The organism is Trinickia dinghuensis, assembly GCF_003367175.1.
Lineage (GTDB): Bacteria > Pseudomonadota > Gammaproteobacteria > Burkholderiales > Burkholderiaceae > Trinickia > Trinickia dinghuensis.
Window position 1 is genome coordinate 11,943 of record NZ_QRGA01000018.1, and the last position, 19,216, is coordinate 31,158.

Sequence of the window (19,216 nt, forward strand, 5' to 3'; positions counted from 1 at the left end):
CTAGGACATCTCGCGCTCGTGCGCGGCCTGCAGCGGAATGTGCACCTCGATCGTCGCGCCGCGCCCCGGCGACGAATCAATGCTCAGTTCGCCATCGACGAGATAAGCACGCTCGCGCAGCCCCGCCAGCCCGAACGAGCCCGATTTGCGCGGCCGTGTCGGATCGAAGCCGACGCCATCGTCATGCACCGTCAGCACGACGCGATCCTGCTCGCGTGCAAGCCTTACCTCGACATGCGACGCATGCGCGTGGCGCGCGACGTTCGTCAGCGATTCCTGCAAGATCCGGAACGTCGCCGTCGCATACGGCTCGTGGAGTTCTAGCTCGGGCGGGTCGAGCGTCAGCTCGCACTCGACGTCGTTGCGCTCCGTAAAGTTTTGAACGAGCCATTGGATGGCGGCACCCAGCCCCAGGTCGTCGAGCACGAGGGGCCGCAAGTCGGATGCGATCCGCCGCGTCGAAGCGACCGCCTCATCAAGCAGCGAACGCATCGCGGCCAGCCTGCGCTCCCCCGACTCGCTCGAGGGCGAGCCGGCGATCGATTCGCGCAGCCGATCGGCCTCGATCTTCAACATGGCGAGCGTCTGCGCGAGTTCATCGTGCAATTCGCGCGAGATCCGGCGCATCTCCTGCTCGCGCGCCGAACTGCCGATCGCGGCCACTTCCCGCAGTTCGCTTTGCGACCGCACGAGCGCGGCTTCCGCGCGCTTGCGTTCGGTCACCTCGCGCAGCAGGTCGCGATTCGATTCGGCGAGTGCGGCCGTGCGCGCGGCGACGCGCTGCTCGAGCAGCGCCTTGGCTTCGTTCAGCTGCGTCGTCCCGTGCTGCACGAGCTGGTGTTCGGCGCGCTCTCGTCCGAGCGCCTGGACGACGCGCGCATAAAGCTTGATGTTGTCGAACGTCAAAGCGACGAGCACGAAGCTCGAGGCGATGAACCCATAAATACGCCCGGCGTAGAAGCCCAAGTCGAAGCGACCGTGATTGAGCACGGCCGACAACGCGATATCGAAGACCCAGGCGCAAAGCACGACGATCAGCCACAAATCGAGGACGGTCCGTGCGCGCCGCGCGATCAACGCCGCCAACGCCAGGAAGTTGATCAGCCAGACGGCGCCGACGACCCAGACGATCACGCCCGCTTCGTGCGAGCCCTGCATGAGCGGCGGCAGCCACCGGTGGCCGACCGTCGCCACGGCTGTCATGGCGCATGCGCTCGACACCGCCGCGGCGACACACAGGACCCCGCTGCGCCCCGGCGCGGCCGGCCGCACGGATTCCTCGATCGGCCGCGACCGCGCGTAAATGATCACGGCGAGCGGAAAGGCGGCGTGCCACATCATGTAGAGCCAGGCCGTCGTCTGCGGGCCGGCCCCGAGCAGCCCTGTCGGCGAGAACAGACCGGGAAACGAGAGCGTGTGCGCGATCGCCATGCAGGCGCTCACGAGATAGCCGCCCGCGAGGATCAAGAGCGGCCGGGAAAAGAGAATGCTGTATTGACCGAGGAACAGCGCGGCCGTCAGCAGATCGCAGACGGCGAGCGCCGATTGATAGATCGGTACGAACGCCCAGACCGGCGCAAGCTGCGTTTTGGCGAGCGGCGCCAACGCACCGAAAAAGACGACCGACGCGACGACCACGCCGAGCGCAAGCCGCCGCTCCCGGCGGCCCGGCCGCAATGTCGAAATGAATATCCGTGCCTCGCCAGCCGACTCGCTCAAATGACCCCCTGCTCGTTCGTCCGCGGTATCGGTTCTTACGACGTAACGATTTTATTATGGGACGCCATCACGGACGTGGGAAGCGGGAAACTACGGTGATGCGGGAAACCGGGCTTGACGGACGACGGGGCCAGCCAAAGACGAGGATGTGAAAACGACGAGGAAGTACGAACGTCAGGCGGGAAGAAAACGCACCGCCCCGACCCCGAACGCGCGTTGCGCGATCGGTCGATGGCCGGGGAGGCGGTTGTATATAGTGGTCGGAGCGATAGGATTCGAACCTACGACCCTCTGATCCCAAATCAGATGCGCTACCAGGCTGCGCTACGCTCCGACGAGCCGTGGATTCTAGCTGCAATCGCAATGCGCGGTCAATCGCGAAACAGATCGGCCGTCGCGAAAGCCCACATCGTCGTACAGAACCCGCGTCCTCGCCCGCAATTTGCATCCGACAAACGATGGCGCCCCGGCGCGCCCAACGCTACAGGATAGGAGGCAGACATGGATTTGATTCTCTGGCGCCATGCGGAAGCCGAAGACGTCGCGCAAAGCGATGCCGCACGTCAACTCACCACCCGCGGACGCAAGCAAGCACAGGCCATCGCCAAATGGCTTCGCCAGCGCCTCCCGCCCGACGCGATGATTCTGGCGAGCCCGGCCGCGCGCACGGTCCAAACCGTCGAATCGCTGACCGATCAATACCGCACCGTAGCCAGCCTCGCTCTCGGCGCGCCACCCGAAGCGGTGCTGGCCGCCGCGAAATGGCCGGAAGGCCTCGCACAGACGGTCGTCATCGTTGGACATCAGCCCACGCTCGGCCTTGTCGCTGCTCAACTCGTGACAGGCAGCCCTATCGAATGGACGATCAAGAAAGGCGCCGTGTGGTGGCTCGCGAGCCGCGATCGTAGCGGGCCGGGCCACGTGCTCGTGCGCGCGGTCGTTTCCCCCGACCTCGCCTAACAAACAATGAAAGGTACGTGTCTGCTTCGCGAAATGTCATTGTAACGACACGCGTTTGCCATGCAACCGTCATGCCCCCTTACTACATTGGCGAGGACATTCCTTTCATAGTTATTAGGAACCAGGAAATCCCTATGCGAGATCTGCCGACGCCCACCTTGCCCCTCGCTTCGATTCTGCTCGATTCGCGCCGCCGCCTGCCGCGCGAAAAAGAAACCGTCACGCAAGAGCATCGTCTGCAAGTGGCCTGGGCGCGCACCGATGAGGAACTTCGCGAGGCACAGCGCCTGCGCTACCGCGTATTCGCCGAAGAGATGGGCGCGAGCGTTTCCGGCCCCGCCGGCCTCGACGTCGACGCATTCGACGCCTATTGCGACCACCTGCTCGTGCGCGATCTGGAAACGCTTAAAGTGGTCGGCACCTACCGTGTGCTGCCGCCGCACCAAGCCGCCCGCATCGGGCGCCTGTACGCCGAAGGCGAATTCGACCTGTCGCGCCTCGCGCATCTGCGCGCCAAGATGGTCGAGGTGGGCCGCTCCTGCGTGCACGCCGACTATCGCAGCGGATCGGTCATCATGTCGCTTTGGGGCGGCCTCGGCACCTACATGATGCAAAACGGCTACGAGACGATGCTCGGCTGCGCGAGCGTCCCGATGGCCGATGGCGGCCATTTCGCCGCGAACCTCTACGAATCGCTGCGCGAAAACTCGCTCACGAGCCCCGAATACCGCGCATTCCCCCATACGCCGCTGCCGGTCGAGGAGTTGAGCACGGGCGCGCGCGTCGCGCCGCCGCCGCTCGTCAAAGGCTATATGCGCCTCGGTGCGAAGATTTGCGGCGCGCCGGCATGGGATCCCGACTTCAACTGCGCCGATTTCCTCACGCTGTTCCGCCTCTCGGACATCAACGCGCGCTACGCCCGCCATTTCCTCGGCTAAAAGCCGATCAGCAACGACGAGCGATGAACAAACGGCCCGGACGCTTCGCAGCGCGGGCCGTTTGTTTTGGCGATGCGCTTTTCAGTCGCATGAAAGCCGCGGACGCAGCGCGCCCGCCCTTCCGCCTATTCCTCGGTGTAGACGACGCGGTAGCGCATACCGACCTTCTCCCACTCCGCCGCTTCCTGGATCAAGCTGTAGTCGGTCAGCGGATTGCCGGCGACCCACTCGTTCGGCAAGCGCACCTCGTATCCGCCGCCCGACTTCGCCACGCGGATGCCGGGCAGCCCCACGTCGGTGCGTCGGCGGCACAGCAGCGCGGCCAAACGCAAGCAGAACAGCAACGGCCATTCGACCTCGCGCGTTTGCGCAAGCTTGCCGAGTTTGCCCGCGTGGCCGAGCACGAGCCCAGCGAGCCGCGCCTGGTCCGTGCGAGAAAAACCGGGCATGTCGGCATTGCTCGCGATGTAGGCCGAATGCTTGTGGTAGGCGCTGTGCGAGATCGATAGGCCGATTTCGTGCAAGGCGGCCGCCCAGCCGAGAAACATACGCCCTTCTTGCAGGCGTTCGGCATCGGGCTCGCCGATCTGATCGTAAAACCCGATGGCCAGATCGCCGATACGTTCGGCCTGCGGGCGATCGACGCCATACCGGCGCATGAATCCCTCGACCGTGACGGCGCGCATGTCTTCATGCTGCGTGCGGCCGAGCAGGTCGTACAGCACGCCCAAGCGCAGCGCGCCGTCGGTCGTGTCGACATAATCGATGCCCAGCTCTTCGAACACGGCCAGCATGATCGACAAACCGCCCGCGAGCACGGGCACGCGATCGGGCTTGAGCGCGACGAGCTTGAGCCGGTTGACGTTCTCGGCTTTGATCAAGGCGCGCTTGAGCCGCTCGAGGCCGCCGCGTGAAATGCCGTGCGTGATGCCCGGGTCGTTGAAATTGTTCGCTTCGACGAGCTCGGCGAGCGCCCGCGCGGTACCCGACGAGCCGATCGCCTGATCCCATCCTGCCTGCTTGTACTCGCGCGAAATGATCTGGATTTCGCGCTTGGCCGCGAGTTCGGCCTGGCGCATCGTGTAGTCGTCGACGTTGCCGGCCGGGAAGAATGCGCGGCTATGGCTCACGCAGCCGATGTACAGGCTCTCCATGACGAGCGGCGTGTAGTGCTGGCCGATGATGAATTCGGTCGAGCCGCCGCCGATGTCGACGACGAGCCGCTTGCCCGAAATCGCGGGCACCGAATGCGCCGCGCCCGCATAGATCAGCCGCGCCTCTTCACGTCCGGCGATCACTTCGATCGGAAACCCGAGCGCGTTTTGCGCTTCGACGAGAAACTCGGACGCGTTCTTGGCCACGCGCAGCGTGTTGGTCGCAACGGCACGCACGTGGTCGGGATGAAAATCGCGCAGCCGCTCCCCGAAGCGCTTGAGCGCATCCCAGCCGCGCACCTGCGATGCGCGGTCGAGCATCTTGTCCGCCGAGAGCCCCGCGGCAAGCCGCACGGGTTCGCGCAGCGCGTCGACCTGATAGATCTGCGCGCCGGCGGGCGTTTCCTCGACGCGGCCGACGATGAGACGAAAGCTGTTCGAGCCGAGATCGACTGACGCAAGAAGGTGCGGGGTATTGGGCATTAGGAAAGAAGGCTCCGTTCGCGCGCACTACCCGCCGGGGGTCACTCGCCCGGCACGCGCGTCGCTGTTCAAAGTAGTCGAAGTTGCCATTTTAAGCGCATAGTATTTCGCATCGGTGGATGAATGTGGGTTCGCTCGTGCATCATGCGGCGGCGCCCCAAATCAGATCAATGTCCGTAGAATGACTAACAGTCTGACTTTCATCCAAATGACATCGAACTATGAGAATGTCCGAGCGCCCGTTCGTTCCACCATCCGACCCTTCTCATCTTTTGCTGCCGATGTCGTCGCGCTACCCCCTTCTGAATCGTGAATTAGGTATCCTGGGTTTCAACGAGCGCGTGCTGGCGCAGGCGGCGGACCCATCGGTCCCACTGCTCGAACGGCTGCGCTTCATCTGCATCACGAGCAGCAATCTCGACGAATTCTTCGAGATCCGGATGGCCGGGCTGCAAGAGCAATTGCGCGACAACCCCGGCACGCTCTCGCCCGACGGCATGTCGCTGCAGCACGTCTACGACCTCGTCGCTGAGCGCGCGCACAAGCTCGTGGATCGTCAGTACACGATGCTGCACGAGACGGTCCTGCCGGCGCTCGAGCAGGAGGGCATCTACTTCCATAGCTGGGAGACGTGGACCGACGAGCAGACGGAATGGGCGCGCCAGTATTTCCTCGACGAACTGCTGCCCGTTCTGACGCCGATCGGCCTCGATCCGGCGCACCCGTTTCCTCGCGTGCTCAACAAGAGCTTGAACTTCGTCGTCGAACTCGAAGGCAAGGACGCGTTTGGCCGGCAGGCGGTGATGGGCATCGTGCAAGCGCCGCGCGCGCTGCCGCGGCTCGTGCGCATGCCGCAGGAGCTGTCGGGCTTCGCCTATGGCTTCGTGCTGCTGAGCTCGTTCATGCAGCGCTTCGTCCACGAGCTGTTCCCGAATCTCGTCATCCGCAGCTGCAATCAATTCCGGATCACGCGCAACAGCGATCTGTTCGTCGACGAAGACGAAATCACGAACCTGCGCGTGGCACTGCAGGGCGAGTTGCCCGCACGCCACCTCGGCAATGCGGTGCGCCTCGAGGTGTCGGCCGACACGCCCGCGCATCTCGTGCGGCGCCTGCTCGACGAAAGCGGCCTGCTCGACAAGGACTGCTATCGCGTCCCGGGCTCCGTCAACCTCGTGCGGCTCATGCCGCTGCCCGAACTCGTCGACCGGCCGGACTTGAAGTTCGTCCCGCACGTGCCCGCCACGCCCGCGGCGCTCGCAAACACGGCCAATCTATTCGACACGCTCGATCAAGGCGACGTCCTGCTCCATCATCCGTACGAGAGCTTTCAGCCCGTGCTCGAGTTGCTGCTGCAGGCCGCGCAGGACCCCAACGTCGTTGCCATCAAGCAAACGATCTATCGCACGGGTACCGATTCGCCGCTGATGGACGCGCTGATGCAGGCGGCGCGCAACGGCAAGGAAGTCACGGTCGTCGTCGAACTGCTCGCGCGCTTCGACGAGGAAACCAACATCAATTGGGCCTCGCAGCTCGAGGCGGTGGGCGCGCATGTCGTGTACGGCGTCGTCGGCCACAAGTGCCACGCGAAGATGATGCTGATCGTGCGCCGCACGACGAGTGGCGGCAAGTCGATGCTCAAGCGCTATGCGCACCTCGGCACCGGCAACTATCATCCGCGCACGGCACGCCTGTATTCCGACTTCGGCATGATGACGGCCGATCAGCGCATCTGCGAAGACGTCCATCACGTGTTCCAGCAGCTCACCGGCATCGGCGGCGAACTCAAGCTGCACGATCTGTGGCAATCGCCGTTCACGCTGCATCCGAGACTCGTCGAGGCGATCCGGGCCGAAGCCGACAATGCGCGCGCCGGCGGAAAGGCGCGCATCGTCGCCAAGATGAATGCCCTGCTCGAGCCCACCGTCATCGCGGAACTGTACGAAGCCTCGCAAGCGGGCGTGAAGATCGATCTGATCGTGCGCGGCGTGTGTTCGCTGCAGCCTGGCGTCGAAGGGCTGTCCGAGAACATCACCGTGCGCTCGATCGTCGGGCGCTTTCTCGAACATCACCGGATCTTCTATTTCTTCGCCAACGGCCAAGAGCAGGTCTATTTGTCGAGCGCCGACTGGATGGACCGCAACTTCTTCCGCCGCGTCGAAGTCGCGTTCCCGATCAAGGATCGCCGCCTGAAGCGGCGCGTCATCGCGGAGGGGCTCTCGTCGTTCCTCGGCGACAACCAATCGGCTTGGGTCATGCAGAGCGACGGCCACTATCGGCGCAGCCGCCCCGGCAAAACGTCGCGCAACGCGCAGGCCAGTCTGCTCTTGAAATTCGGCTGCTGATTCGCGGCCGATTCGCGGCTGATTCTCTTTAGCCGGCGCCCAATGCGGCGCCGGCCCTTCCGCACGCGCGGCGCACGCAGGGCAATCGAGCGATCGGACCGATGCGCCGCCTATACGTGGGCCGGCTGCCGGCGCGTCGTGCGCTGGGACGGAAAGCGGACGCTGAACGTGCTGCCTTTGCCCTCTTCGCTTTTCACGTCGAGTATCGCATCGTGCCGTTGCAGCACGTGCTTGACGATGGCCAGCCCCAGTCCCGTGCCGCCCGTATCGCGCGAGCGGCTACGGTCGACGCGGTAAAAGCGCTCGGTCAGCCGGGGAATGTCGGCCGCGGGAATGCCGAAGCCCGTGTCGCTCACCGAGAATACGGCTTCCTTGCCGGCCTGCTTCCACGCGACGTCGATCGAACCGCCGTCGGGCGTATAGCGAATCGCATTCGTCACGAGATTGCCGAGCGCGCTGAGCACTTCCGTCTCGGCACCGGTAACCGTCAAGCCGTCGTCCGCTGCGAAGGAGATGACGTGGCTCCCACCCGACAGCGTCGCCGCGTCCTCGCGAATGTGCGAGATCACCGCGCGCATATCGATCGCCTGGTCGCTCGGCGGCTTCACGTTGCCCTCGAGCTTCGCCAGCACGAGCAAGTCGTCGACGATGTTGCGCATGCGCGATGCTTGCTGATCCATCAACTCCAGATAGCGCTCCCGATCGGTCTGATCGAGCGGCAACTCCCGCATCGTCTCGAGAAAGCCCGACAGGACCGTGAGCGGCGTCTTCAGCTCGTGCGAGACGTTCGCGACGAAATCGCGCCGCATGGCGTCGGTCCGCTCCAGTTCGGTGATGTCGGCCGAGAGGACGAGCTTGCGATTCTCCCCATAGGGAAACGCCTGGACCGACAGCACGTTCTGCCGTTTCTCCCCCATGCCGCGCATGACGAGCATTGCGTCGTACTCGTGCGAGTTCAGATACCGTACGAAATCGGGATGCCGCACGAGATGGGTGATGTGCTGGCGCAGATCGCGCTTCGCATCGAGTCCGAAGTGCTGCTCGGCAATGGCGTTGCACCATTCGATCTGGTCATGATCGTCGAGCATCGCCACGCCGTTCGGCGAGGCTTGAATCGCCTGAATAAAACGTGAATGCTGCTGCTCGACCTGGCGCACCTGCGCATGCCAGCGCTTGGCCAGCTTATGCAGGCGGTAATAGATTTCGCCCCAGATCCCAGGCGCGCTCGGCACCTCGCCGTATACGGGCGCATCGAGCAGGCGCCACAGGCGCTGCGTGTGATAAGTGGCAAACAGGCTCTGCGCGACCAGCGCCAAGCCGCCGATGATCAAGGCCGTGCGGACACTCGTGACGGCGGCGATCGCCGCGCATATGAGCGCAAGCAGCAAGAGCGATACGATCGAGCGCGCCCAGATGATGTTCATGTGATCAAGGTGAGCCGGATGACGAATACGCGCCGCATCGAGTGCCGATACAAGGGCACCCGCCTCGCGCGGCGCGCCAGGACCGCGCCTCTCAGGTTTAGGCGCTCTTGGCGAGACGATAGCCGCTGCCGCGCACCGTTTCGATCATAGCATCGCACCCGGCGGGCTTGAGCGCGGCACGCAGACGCTTGATGTGCACGTCGACCGTGCGCTCCTCGACGAAGACATGGTCGCCCCAGACTTGATCGAGCAGCTGCGTGCGGCTGTGCACGCGCTCCGGATGCGTCATGAAGAAGTGCAGCAGCCGGAACTCGGTGGGACCGAGATCGAGCTTGATCTCGCTGTCCGCCCCGTGCGCCGCGACACGGTGCGTGGCCGGGTCGAGCTTGAGCCCGTTGATGGCCACCACGTCCTCGGTCAGCTGCGGCGCGCGCCGGCGCAGCACGGCCTTGATGCGCGCCATCAGCTCCTTCGGCGAAAACGGCTTCGTCACGTAGTCGTCCGCGCCGATCTCGAGGCCGAGCACCTTGTCCTGCTCGTCCCCGCGCGCCGTCAGCATGATGATCGGAATGTGCTTCGTGCGCTCGTTATTGCGCAGATCGCGCGCGAACGCGATCCCCGACTTGCCCGGCAGCATCCAGTCCAGCAAGACGAGATCGGGCAGCACGTCGCTGATCAGCGCCTGCGCCTGCTCCGCGTTGTACGCGCGGATGGGGCAATGCCCCGCGTGCTGCAGGTTGACGGAAATCAGTTCGGAAATCGCGGGCTCATCTTCAATGATGAGAATGCTGCTCGGCATCGTCACCTACCTCTGGATACGTTCGACATGTTTAACGTTTAACTAAGCGCTTCGCGCTCGAGGGTATCGCGGCCCTTATGGCGCACGTCGGTCCCCTTCACGATGTAAATGATGAATTCGGCGATGTTCTTCGCGTGATCGCCGATGCGCTCGATCGCCTTGGCGATGAACAGAAACTCGAGCCCGACCGAGATCGTGCGCGGGTCTTCCATCATGTAGGTGACGAGCTTGCGCACGAACGCGCGGAATTCCTCGTCGATCGCCTTGTCGTCGCGCACGATTTGCGCGGCGGCTACCGTATCGAGGCGCGCGAACGCGTCGAGCGCGCGGCGCAGGATCGACGCGGCCATCTCGCCCGAGAGCTTGATCTCGGCGATGTTGACCGTGCGCGACGCCCCCTCTTCCGACAAACGTTTCACGCGTTTGGCGATCTTCTCGGCCTCGTCGCCGGCGCGCTCGAGGTTCGTGATCGTCTTCGAGATCGCGAGCAGCAGGCGCAGGTCGCGCGCGGCCGGCTGACGGCGCGCGATGACGTTGCTGCACTCCTCGTCGATATCGACTTCCATCGTATTGACGGTGTCTTCCGCCAAAATCACCTGATCGGCGATATCGATGTCGAAATCGTTCAACGCCTGCATCGCACGCGTGATCTGCGCTTCGACGAGGCCCCCCATTTCCAATACTTTCGACGAGACCAGATTGAGATCCGCGTCGAATTGGCTCGACAGATGCTTGTCCGACATCGTTGCCCCCTTATTTCATCAGCCGAAGCGGCCGGTGATGTAATCCTCGGTTTCCTTGCGGACCGGCTTGATGAAGATTTTCTCCGTATCGCCGAATTCAATCAACTCGCCAAGGTACATATAGCCCGTATAGTCGGAACAACGCGCTGCCTGCTGCATGTTGTGCGTGACGATCACGACGGTGTAGTCGTTCTTGAGCTCGGCGATGAGCTCCTCGACACGGCCCGTCGAGATCGGGTCGAGCGCCGAGCACGGCTCGTCGAGCAGCAGCACTTCCGGGCGAATCGCAATGCCGCGCGCGATGCAAAGCCGCTGCTGCTGGCCGCCCGAGAGGCCGTAGCCGCTCTGTTGCAGCTTGTCCTTCACTTCGGTCCACAGCGCCGCTTTCGTCAGCGCCCACTCGACGCGGTCGTCCATCTCCGAGCGCGACAGCTTTTCGAACATCTTCACGCCGAACGCGATGTTGTCGTAGATCGACATCGGAAACGGCGTCGGCTTCTGGAAGACCATGCCGACACGCGCGCGCAGCAGCGAAATGTCGCGGTTGGTCGTCAGCAGGTTCTCGCCGTCCATCATGATGGCGCCTTCGGCGCGCTGCTCCGGATAGAGCGCGAACATCTTGTTGAACGTGCGCAGGAGCGTCGACTTGCCGCAGCCCGAGGGACCGATGAACGCGGTCACCTTTCCTTCGGGGATGTTCATGTTGATGTTCTTGAGCGCGTGATACTTGCCGTAGAAGAAATTCAGGTTCTTCACTTCGATCTTCGGCGTAAGCGGCGCGAGCGGCCGATCGCCATGCGCCGGCTCGAAACTGGCGGGCGCGGCGGGACGCTCGACTTGGGACAGGTGACTCTCAGCCATATTCATAAGGCGCTCCGGGGCTTATTTCTTGCCGAACATTGCACGCGCGAGGATGTTCAGTCCGAGCACGCCGAGGGTAATCAGGAACACACCGGCCCACGCGAGCGATTGCCACTGCGGGAACGGACTCATTGCGAACTTGTAGATCGTGACGGGCAGATTCGCCATCGGCTGGTTCATGTCGACCGAGAAGAACTGGTTCGACAAGGCCGTGAACAGCAGCGGCGCCGTCTCGCCCGCGATACGCGCGATGGCGAGCAGCACACCCGTCACCACGCCCGCGGCCGATGCCTTCAGCGTGATCGACAGCACCATCTTCCACTTCGGCACGCCAAGCGCGAACGCCGCTTCGCGCAGCGCGTTGGGCACGAGCTTGAGCATGTTCTCGGTCGTGCGGATCACGATCGGAATTTGCAGCAGCGCCAGCGAAATCACGCCGGCCCAGCCCGAGAAATGCCCCATCTTCGCGACGACGATCGCGTAGACGAACAGGCCCACCACGATCGACGGCGCCGACAGCAGAATGTCGTTGATGAAGCGTGTGACACCCGCGAGCCAGCCCTTGCGGCCGTACTCGGCCAGATAGACGCCGGCCAGCACGCCGATCGGCGTACCGACGACCGTAGCGGCGCCGACGAGCATCAGCGTACCGACGATCGCGTTGGCCAAGCCGCCGCCGTCGGTGTTCGGGGGCGGTGTCGACTGCGTGAACAGCGACGTGGACAAACCGCCAAGACCGAGGCTCAGCGTCGTATAGAGAATCCAGACGAGCCACAGCAGCCCGAATGCCATGGCGGCCAGCGAGAGCGCCAGCGCGACCGCGTTGACGCCGCGCCGGCGGCGCTGCAGACGCTCGCGCGTCGCGGCAAACACTTCGGGGCTCGCCGAGCCGGGGATTTGCATCGAGGGACCGTTCATTTCGCTCCCTCCGCCTTCTCGAGGCGCAGCAGCATGATTTTCGAAATTGCGAGCACGATGAACGTGATGACGAAGAGAATCAGGCCGAGCTCCATCAGCGCCGAGGTATGCAAGCCGGGGCCCGCTTCGGCGAACTCGTTGGCCAGGGCCGACGTGATGCTGTTGCCCGGCGAAAACAGGGAGACGTTGCTGAGCAAGTTGGTGTTGCCGATCACGAACGTGACGGCCATCGTTTCGCCCAGCGCGCGGCCGAGACCGAGCATGACGCCGCCGATCACTCCGCTCTTCGTGAACGGCAGGACGATCTTCCACATCACTTCCCAGGTCGTGCAGCCGATGCCGTATGCCGATTCCTTCAGCAGGACCGGCGTGACCTCGAACACGTCGCGCATGACCGCGGCGATATACGGAATGATCATGATCGCCAGGATGACGCCGGCGCACAGAATGCCGATGCCGATCGGCGGCCCTTGGAACAGCGAGCCGATGATCGGCATCGAGCCGAGCACGTTGCCGAGCGGCTGCTCGAAGTAGGTCGCGAAAATCGGCGAGAACACGAGCAGGCCCCACATGCCGTAGACGATCGAGGGGATCGCAGCCAGCAATTCGATGGCGATGCCGAGCGGGCGGCGCAGCCAAGCGGGGGACAGTTCGGTCAGGAAGAGCGCGATGCCGAAGCTCACGGGCACCGCGATGATGAGTGCGATGATGGACGTCGCCAGCGTACCGTACACGGGCACGAGCGCGCCGTACTTGTCGTTGGGCGGATCCCAGTCGGCGGTCCAGAGGAAGCTCAAGCCGAATTTATGGATCGTCGGCCACGATTCGATGATGAGGGACACGATGATGCCGCCGAGCAGCAACAAGGTGACGATTGCTGCGAGGCACGCCAAGGAGCCGAAAACGATGTCGCCGAGCTGACTCGGCGCGCGTTGCGCGTGTTCGGCTGGGGCCGTCGACATGAGTCGAGTGTCGGACATGTGAACCCGTTTGCTGTTGCCGCGCCCGGGATAGGCGCCGGCGATGGCGACGCCCGGCAAGGCGCTTGCCTTGCCGGGCCATGACTACCCTTACGACACGCTTATTGAGCGACCGGCTTGCCCGAAGCGTCCTTCACGTTCGACGTCCACTGCTTCTCGATCTCAGCCGTCACCGACTCCGGCAGCGCGATGTAGTCGAGCGAGTTCACGGAATCGGAGCCGTTCTTGAACGACCACTTGAAGAACTTCAGCGTTTCCGCGCCTTCCGCCGGCTTGTCTTGCGTCTTGTGCACGAGCACGAACGTCGCACCGACGATCGGCCATGCGTTCGCGCCCGGCTCGTCCGTCAGGATCTGGTAGAACGACTTGTTCCACTCGGCGCCCTTGGCGGCGGCGGCGAACGTCGTCGTATCCGGCGTCAGCACCTTGCCGTCGTGGTTCACCATCTTCGTGTAGACCATGTGGTTTTGCTTCACATAGGCCCACTCGACGTAGCCGATCGCGCCCGGCAGACGCTGGATGAACGCGGCGACGCCGTCGTTGCCCTTGCCGCCCGTACCCGTCGGCCAGTTCACCGACGTGCCTTCGCCGACCTTCGACTTCCACTCCGGGCTCACCTTCGAGAGGTAGTCCGACCAAATGAACGTCGTGCCCGAGCCATCGGCGCGGCGCACCACGGCGATCGCTTGGTTCGGCAGCTTCACGCCCGGGTTCAGCTTGGCGATGGCCGGGTCGTTCCACTTCGTGATCTTGTTCAGATAGATGTCGGCCAGCACTTCGCCCGACAGCGTCAGTTCGCCAGCCTTCACGCCCGGCAGGTTGACCGCGGGCACCACGCCGCCGACCACCGTCGGGAACTGAAACAGGCCTTGCTTCGCGAGTTCGTCGTCCTTCAGCGGCATGTCCGAACCGGCGAAATCGACCGTCTTCGCTTCGATTTGCTTGATGCCGCCGGCCGAGCCGATGCCTTGATAGTTGACCTTGCCGCCGCCCGTCTTGGCGTACGTGTCGGCCCACTTCGTGTAGAGCGGAGCGGCAAACGTGCTGCCCGCGCCGGTGATGTCGGCGGCTTGCGCGGAAACGGCGAAAAGCACGCCGGCCAGGCCAGCGAACGCGGTTTGCATCAATTTCATGAGTTAATCCCCAGTGGTGTGGTCTCAAACGCGACACCGCGAAGATTAGGTCGAAACTGTGACAGTAATATGACCAACGGTGAAGGACATGTGACAGGTTCCTTACATCGTGAAAGCGACATTCACCAGATTAGCGAAAATTACGATGAATTAAGGGAAGATACAAGCATGACGTCGGTCACGTCGCAGGTAGCGTAGAAGAAAAACGCTGCCGAGACAGCGTTTTTGACGTCATCCGGAGCGATCGGCGAATCGCCTAAGTGGTCGCCTGCTCGACCACGCGCGCGATGTCCTGCGCATGGCTCACGGCGGCCTCGCGTTGGCTTGCCTCCACCATCACGCGCAGCACGGGTTCCGTCCCCGAGGCGCGAATCAGCACGCGGCCGCTGCCGTCGAGCGAGCGCTCGGCATCGGCCACGGCCTGCTTGATCGCCGCGCTGCCCTTCCAATCCGAGCCTGGGCGCATCCGCACGTTGATCAGCTGCTGCGGGAACAACGTGACGCCTTCCAGCAGTTCGGCGAGCGTACGGCCGCTGCGTTTGATGGCGGCAAGCACAAGCAGCGCGGAGACGATCCCGTCGCCCGTCGTATGCCGATCGAGCGACAGAATGTGGCCCGAGCCCTCGGCGCCGAGCTGCCAGCCGCGCTCGCGCAATTGCTCGAGTACGTAGCGATCGCCCACGGCCGCTCGCACGAACGGCACGCCCTCGCGGGCGAGCGCCACTTCCACGGCCATGTTCGTCATCAGGGTGCCGACGGCGCCCGGCACGCGGCCGTCGGTCGCTATGCGGTCCTTCACGAGCACGTACAGCAGTTCGTCGCCGTTGAAGAGCCGGCCCGTCGAGTCGACGATTTGCAAGCGGTCCGCATCGCCGTCGAGCGCGATCCCCAGATCGGCGCGGTTCGCGCGCACGGCGCGGATCAGCGCATCGGGCGCCGTCGCGCCGACGCCGTCGTTGATGTTGAATCCGTTCGGCGTCACGCCGATCGGCACGATATCGGCACCGAGTTCGTGAAACACATGCGGCGCGATGTCATAGGCCGCGCCGTGCGCGCAATCGACGACGAGCTTGAGCCCGTGCAGATCGAACGCCGCGGGAAACGTGCTCTTGCAGAACTCGATATAGCGTCCCGCTGCGTCGTCGAGACGGCGGGCCTTGCCCAGCTGCTCCGACGCCGCGCAGGCGAGCGGCTGCTCGAGCTGCTCTTCGATTCGCAACTCGACCTCGTCGGGCAATTTGTTGCCATCGGCGCTGAAAAACTTGATGCCGTTGTCGTAGTAAGGATTGTGCGAAGCGCTGATGACCACGCCGGCCGCCAGCCGAAGCGCGCGCGTGAGGTAGGCGACACCGGGAGTGGGCATCGGTCCGGCCAGCATCACGTCGACGCCTGCCGCGGAAAAGCCCGACTCGAGCGCGGCTTCGAGCATGTAGCCCGACACGCGCGTATCTTTGCCGATCAGGACCGTCGGCCGCGAGCCCGCCTTCGCCCATCGATCCGCTTCGGCCAGTACCTTGCCGGCCGCATAGCCGAGCCGCAACACGAAATCGGGTGTGATCGGCGCCTCGCCCACTTTGCCCCGAATCCCATCCGTGCCGAAATAACGACGTGCCATTTCTCGAATTCCCCCGCTCTCTCGAACGTTTTGAATGATTGGTTACTGCGTAACTGCTATTCCTGCTGTGCTATCCGTCAGCGCGTCACGTTTTCCGCTTCACGAACGGCTGCCCACACCTTCAGCGCATCGACGGTTTCCGCGACATCGTGCACGCGCACGATCGCCGCGCCCCGCTCCGCCGCGCACACCGCGGCCGCCACGCTCGCCGCCACGCGCTCGGCCGGCGTACTGCGTCCGGTCACCGCGCCGAGCATCGATTTGCGCGACATCCCGGCCAGAATCGGAAACGGCGCCTCGCCGGCTGCAGGCCGCGGCGCGGTGTCGCGCAAGCGGGCGAGCAACGCGTAATTGTGCTCGCGCGTGGCCTTGCCGAACCCGAATCCCGGATCGACGCTGATCCGGTTGCGCGCGATCCCGGCCTGCGTCAACGCATCGACCCGCGCTTCCAAGAACGCACGGACATCGCCCACGACGTCCTCATAGTCGATCTCGCCGCGCTGCATCGTCTGCGGCTCTCCGAGCATATGCATCACGCACAGGCCGCAATCGGTGCCGCTCACGGCGTCCAGCGCGCCCGCACGGCGAAAGCCCCAGATATCGTTGACGAGATCCGCCCCGGCAGCCAATGCCGCGCGCATCACTTCAGGCTTGTAGGTGTCGATCGAGAGCGGGATGCCAATGCCGGCCAGCGCCTCGATCACGGGGACCACGCGCGCGAGTTCCTGCTCGAGCGGCACGGTGGGCGCACCGGGGCGCGTCGACTCGCCGCCGATGTCGACGATGTCGACGCCGTCGGCCACCATCCGCTCGGCTTGGCGCAGCGCGTTGTCCCGGGCGATATAGCGCCCGCCGTCGGAAAACGAATCTGGCGTGACGTTGAGGATGCCCATCACGAGCGGGCGCTCGAACGTCAGGGCGAAGCGCCCACAAACGAGCGGCTCTGGAATGGCGGTACGTGAGAAATGAGGAATAGACACGGTACGGCTAGGAACGGAACGGCAATGCGCGGCCAGCTAAAAGAAAGGCGTGAAAATGAAAAAACGGGCCGGTGCGCTTGCACCAGCCCGTCATTCTAATCGCGCAGCGTCACGCCGGCGCGGTTGCGCTGCCGGGACGCACTTCGGCGCCGGCACTGCCGCCGCTACCACCCGACGAAGCATCCGTGGCCGATACGCTCTTGGGGGAGCGCGGCGGACGGCCTTCCATGATGTCGTTGATTTGGTCCGCGTCGATCGTTTCCCACTCCATCAGCGCGGCGGTCATGGCCTCGACCTTGTCGCGGTTTTCCTCCAGCAGACGGCGTGCGAGGCTATATTGTTCGTCCAGCAGATGCCGAATCTCGGCATCGACCTTCTGCTGCGTGGCTTCGGAGATCGTACGCGTGAAACCGCGGCCGAACGGCGACGCATCGTTCTCGTCGTCGACATAGACCATCGGCCCGAGCGCGTCGGTCATGCCGAAGCGAGCCACCATCGCACGCGCCGTTTGCGTCGCCTTGTTGAAGTCGTCCGATGCGCCGGTGCTGATCAGGTTCAGGAACAGCTCTTCGGCCACGCGCCCACCGAACAGGATGGCCAGGCGATCGAGCAGATATTCCTTCGAGTACGTTTCGTTGTCGTGCTCGGGCAACTGCCACGTCACGCCCAACGCACGGCCGCGCGGAATGATCGTGACCTTGTGCACGGGATCGGCCTTCGGCAGCAGCTTCGCGACGACGGCGTGCCCGGACTCGTGGTAGGCCGTGGCGCGCTTCGCATCCTCGCGGATGACGGCCGACTTGCGCTCCGGACCCATGAAGATCTTGTCCTTCGCGTCTTCGAAGTCGAGCATTTCGACGATGCGCTTGCCTCGGCGAGCCGCGAACAGCGCAGCCTCGTTGACGAGATTCGCCAGATCGGCGCCCGAGAAGCCCGGCGTGCCGCGCGCGATGACCGATGCGTCGACGTCGTTCGAGATCGGCACCTTGCGCAGGTGCACCTTCAGGATCTGCTCGCGGCCGCGGATGTCGGGCAGGCCGACGTAGACTTGGCGGTCGAAACGGCCCGGACGCAGCAGCGCCTTGTCGAGCACGTCGGAACGGTTCGTGGCGGCGATAACGATGACGCCCGAGTTCGCCTCGAAGCCGTCCATCTCGACGAGCATCTGGTTCAGCGTCTGCTCGCGCTCGTCGTTGCCACCGCCCATGCCGGCGCCGCGATGACGGCCGACCGCATCGATTTCGTCGATGAACACGATGCAAGGCGCATGCTTCTTGGCCTGCTCGAACATGTCGCGCACGCGCGCCGCGCCGACGCCGACGAACATTTCGACGAAGTCGGAACCCGAAATGCTGAAGAACGGCACCTTCGCCTCGCCCGCGATCGCACGCGCGAGCAGCGTCTTGCCGGTACCCGGCGGGCCGACGAGCAACACGCCGCGCGGGATGCGCCCGCCCAGCTTCTGGAATTTTTGCGGATCGCGCAGGAAATCGACGAGTTCGGAGACTTCTTCCTTCGCTTCGTCGCAGCCGGCGACATCGGTGAAATTGATGGCGTTGTTGTTCTCGTCGATCAGGCGCGCTCTCGATTTGCCGAACGAGAAGGCGCCGCCTTTGCCGCCTCCCTGCATCTGCCTCATCATGTAGAACCAGAAGCCGATGATCAGTATGGTCGGCCCGAGGTAGTAAAGCGCGGAGACCAGCGCGTTCGGTTCGTCATCGGCCTTGCCGCTCACCTGAACGCCGTACTTCATCAAATCGCCGACCATCCAGATGTCACCCGGCGATACGATCTGATATTTTTGACCGTCTGCGGGAGTGACCGTCAGATTACGTCCCTGCACCACGACGTTCTTGATCTTGCCCAGCTTGGCATCGTCCATGAACTGCGAGTACGAGACGCCTTCCTGGACACGGGGCTTGTCGAACTGCTTGAACACCGTAAACAGCACCAGTGCGATCACCAGCCACACTGCCGCCTTCGAAAACATATTGTTGTTCAAAGCCCACTCCTTCCTCATAGACGGGTGCCTACATTTACCTTGCGGCACCACCAAAGCATTCTAATCCAGTCGGCAAGCCCCTGCCATAACGTTTCGCTACCGGCAAAATAGCGTGTCCGGCCGCACCGACGGTGCTGTCAAGCCCCGCGGCTAGGGTCTAAC

15 protein-coding genes and 1 tRNA gene are annotated in these 19,216 nt (G+C 63.9%); 3 read left to right on the plus strand and 13 right to left on the minus strand.

Annotation, left to right across the window (positions count from 1 at the left end; translation table 11 throughout):
- Together DWV00_RS27100 and DWV00_RS27105 are read right to left on the minus strand one after the other, a co-directional pair.
- The gene (locus tag DWV00_RS27100; protein WP_115536718.1) at nt 1-1,719 is read right to left on the minus strand and encodes a sensor histidine kinase; all 1,719 of its coding nucleotides are present in this window, start codon (nt 1,717-1,719) and stop codon (nt 1-3) included.
- Between the two features lie 257 nt (nt 1,720-1,976).
- Nucleotides 1,977-2,053: transfer RNA gene (locus DWV00_RS27105), tRNA-Pro, on the minus strand.
- 167 nt (nt 2,054-2,220) lie between these two features.
- Here DWV00_RS27105 and sixA point away from each other — a divergent pair.
- The gene (sixA, locus tag DWV00_RS27110) at nt 2,221-2,679 is read left to right on the plus strand and encodes a phosphohistidine phosphatase SixA (RefSeq protein ID WP_115536719.1); all 459 of its coding nucleotides are present in this window, start codon (nt 2,221-2,223) and stop codon (nt 2,677-2,679) included.
- Between the two features lie 134 nt (nt 2,680-2,813).
- Nucleotides 2,814-3,617: a GNAT family N-acetyltransferase gene (locus DWV00_RS27115; RefSeq protein WP_115536720.1), complete on the plus strand. Its 804-nt coding sequence runs from the start codon at nt 2,814-2,816 to the stop codon at nt 3,615-3,617.
- Between the two features lie 125 nt (nt 3,618-3,742).
- Here the strand turns inward: DWV00_RS27115 and ppx are convergent, their stop codons facing one another.
- On the minus strand, nt 3,743-5,254 hold the full coding sequence (ppx, locus tag DWV00_RS27120) for an exopolyphosphatase (RefSeq protein WP_115536721.1): 1,512 nt from the start codon (nt 5,252-5,254) through the stop codon (nt 3,743-3,745).
- Nucleotides 5,255-5,535: 281 nt separating this feature from the next.
- Between ppx and ppk1 the strand changes: the two genes are divergently transcribed.
- Complete coding sequence (gene ppk1 / locus DWV00_RS27125; protein WP_115536853.1) at nt 5,536-7,599, plus strand: polyphosphate kinase 1; 2,064 nt, start codon at nt 5,536-5,538, stop codon at nt 7,597-7,599.
- A 110-nt stretch (nt 7,600-7,709) separates the two neighbouring features.
- On the opposite strand, the gene phoR is transcribed toward ppk1, so the two are convergent.
- From phoR to ftsH, 10 genes are all read right to left on the minus strand, one after another.
- Nucleotides 7,710-9,023 (minus strand): phosphate regulon sensor histidine kinase PhoR, encoded by a 1,314-nt coding sequence (phoR, locus tag DWV00_RS27130; protein ID WP_115536722.1) that lies wholly within the window; start codon nt 9,021-9,023, stop codon nt 7,710-7,712.
- A 97-nt stretch (nt 9,024-9,120) separates the two neighbouring features.
- Complete coding sequence (gene phoB, locus DWV00_RS27135; protein WP_115536723.1) at nt 9,121-9,822, minus strand: phosphate regulon transcriptional regulator PhoB; 702 nt, start codon at nt 9,820-9,822, stop codon at nt 9,121-9,123.
- Nucleotides 9,823-9,860: 38 nt separating this feature from the next.
- Nucleotides 9,861-10,565, minus strand: a complete 705-nt coding sequence (gene phoU / locus DWV00_RS27140) for a phosphate signaling complex protein PhoU (protein ID WP_115536724.1) — start codon at nt 10,563-10,565, stop codon at nt 9,861-9,863.
- Between the two features lie 18 nt (nt 10,566-10,583).
- Nucleotides 10,584-11,432, minus strand: coding sequence for a phosphate ABC transporter ATP-binding protein PstB (pstB, locus tag DWV00_RS27145; protein ID WP_115536725.1), 849 nt, complete (start codon nt 11,430-11,432; stop codon nt 10,584-10,586).
- A 15-nt stretch (nt 11,433-11,447) separates the two neighbouring features.
- Nucleotides 11,448-12,344 (minus strand): phosphate ABC transporter permease PstA, encoded by an 897-nt coding sequence (gene pstA / locus DWV00_RS27150; protein ID WP_115536726.1) that lies wholly within the window; start codon nt 12,342-12,344, stop codon nt 11,448-11,450.
- Nucleotides 12,341-13,324 carry a phosphate ABC transporter permease PstC gene (pstC, locus tag DWV00_RS27155; RefSeq protein WP_115536854.1) on the minus strand — a complete coding sequence of 328 codons (984 nt, stop codon included), beginning with the start codon at nt 13,322-13,324 and terminating at the stop codon, nt 12,341-12,343. Before pstC ends, pstA begins: the two co-directional genes overlap by 4 nt.
- 101 nt (nt 13,325-13,425) lie before the next feature.
- Nucleotides 13,426-14,457 (minus strand): phosphate ABC transporter substrate-binding protein PstS, encoded by a 1,032-nt coding sequence (pstS, locus tag DWV00_RS27160; protein ID WP_115536727.1) that lies wholly within the window; start codon nt 14,455-14,457, stop codon nt 13,426-13,428.
- A gap of 256 nt (nt 14,458-14,713) precedes the next feature.
- Nucleotides 14,714-16,072, minus strand: coding sequence for a phosphoglucosamine mutase (gene glmM, locus DWV00_RS27165; RefSeq protein ID WP_115536728.1), 1,359 nt, complete (start codon nt 16,070-16,072; stop codon nt 14,714-14,716).
- A gap of 77 nt (nt 16,073-16,149) precedes the next feature.
- Nucleotides 16,150-16,965 (minus strand): dihydropteroate synthase, encoded by an 816-nt coding sequence (gene folP, locus DWV00_RS27170; protein WP_115536729.1) that lies wholly within the window; start codon nt 16,963-16,965, stop codon nt 16,150-16,152.
- Nucleotides 16,966-17,161: 196 nt separating this feature from the next.
- Nucleotides 17,162-19,054: an ATP-dependent zinc metalloprotease FtsH gene (gene ftsH / locus DWV00_RS27175; RefSeq protein WP_115536730.1), complete on the minus strand. Its 1,893-nt coding sequence runs from the start codon at nt 19,052-19,054 to the stop codon at nt 17,162-17,164.
- Nucleotides 19,055-19,216: the final 162 nt, after the last annotated feature.

Excerpts from the sequence above, each read along its gene's own strand:
- DWV00_RS27115 (WP_115536720.1), top strand. The coding sequence starts at position 2,814 with ATGCGAGATCTGCCGACGCCCACCTTGCCCCTCGCTTCGATTCTGCTC.
- ppk1 (WP_115536853.1), top strand. The coding sequence starts at position 5,536 with ATGTCGTCGCGCTACCCCCTTCTGAATCGTGAATTAGGTATCCTGGGT.
- phoB (WP_115536723.1), bottom strand. The coding sequence starts at position 9,822 with ATGCCGAGCAGCATTCTCATCATTGAAGATGAGCCCGCGATTTCCGAA.
- folP (WP_115536729.1), bottom strand. The coding sequence starts at position 16,965 with ATGGGCATCCTCAACGTCACGCCAGATTCGTTTTCCGACGGCGGGCGC.
- sixA (WP_115536719.1), top strand. The coding sequence starts at position 2,221 with ATGGATTTGATTCTCTGGCGCCATGCGGAAGCCGAAGACGTCGCGCAA.
- pstS (WP_115536727.1), bottom strand. The coding sequence starts at position 14,457 with ATGAAATTGATGCAAACCGCGTTCGCTGGCCTGGCCGGCGTGCTTTTC.
- pstC (WP_115536854.1), bottom strand. The coding sequence starts at position 13,324 with ATGTCCGACACTCGACTCATGTCGACGGCCCCAGCCGAACACGCGCAA.
- ppx (WP_115536721.1), bottom strand. The coding sequence starts at position 5,254 with ATGCCCAATACCCCGCACCTTCTTGCGTCAGTCGATCTCGGCTCGAAC.
- glmM (WP_115536728.1), bottom strand. The coding sequence starts at position 16,072 with ATGGCACGTCGTTATTTCGGCACGGATGGGATTCGGGGCAAAGTGGGC.
- pstA (WP_115536726.1), bottom strand. The coding sequence starts at position 12,344 with ATGAACGGTCCCTCGATGCAAATCCCCGGCTCGGCGAGCCCCGAAGTG.
- phoR (WP_115536722.1), bottom strand. The coding sequence starts at position 9,023 with ATGAACATCATCTGGGCGCGCTCGATCGTATCGCTCTTGCTGCTTGCG.
- phoU (WP_115536724.1), bottom strand. The coding sequence starts at position 10,565 with ATGTCGGACAAGCATCTGTCGAGCCAATTCGACGCGGATCTCAATCTG.
- pstB (WP_115536725.1), bottom strand. The coding sequence starts at position 11,432 with ATGAATATGGCTGAGAGTCACCTGTCCCAAGTCGAGCGTCCCGCCGCG.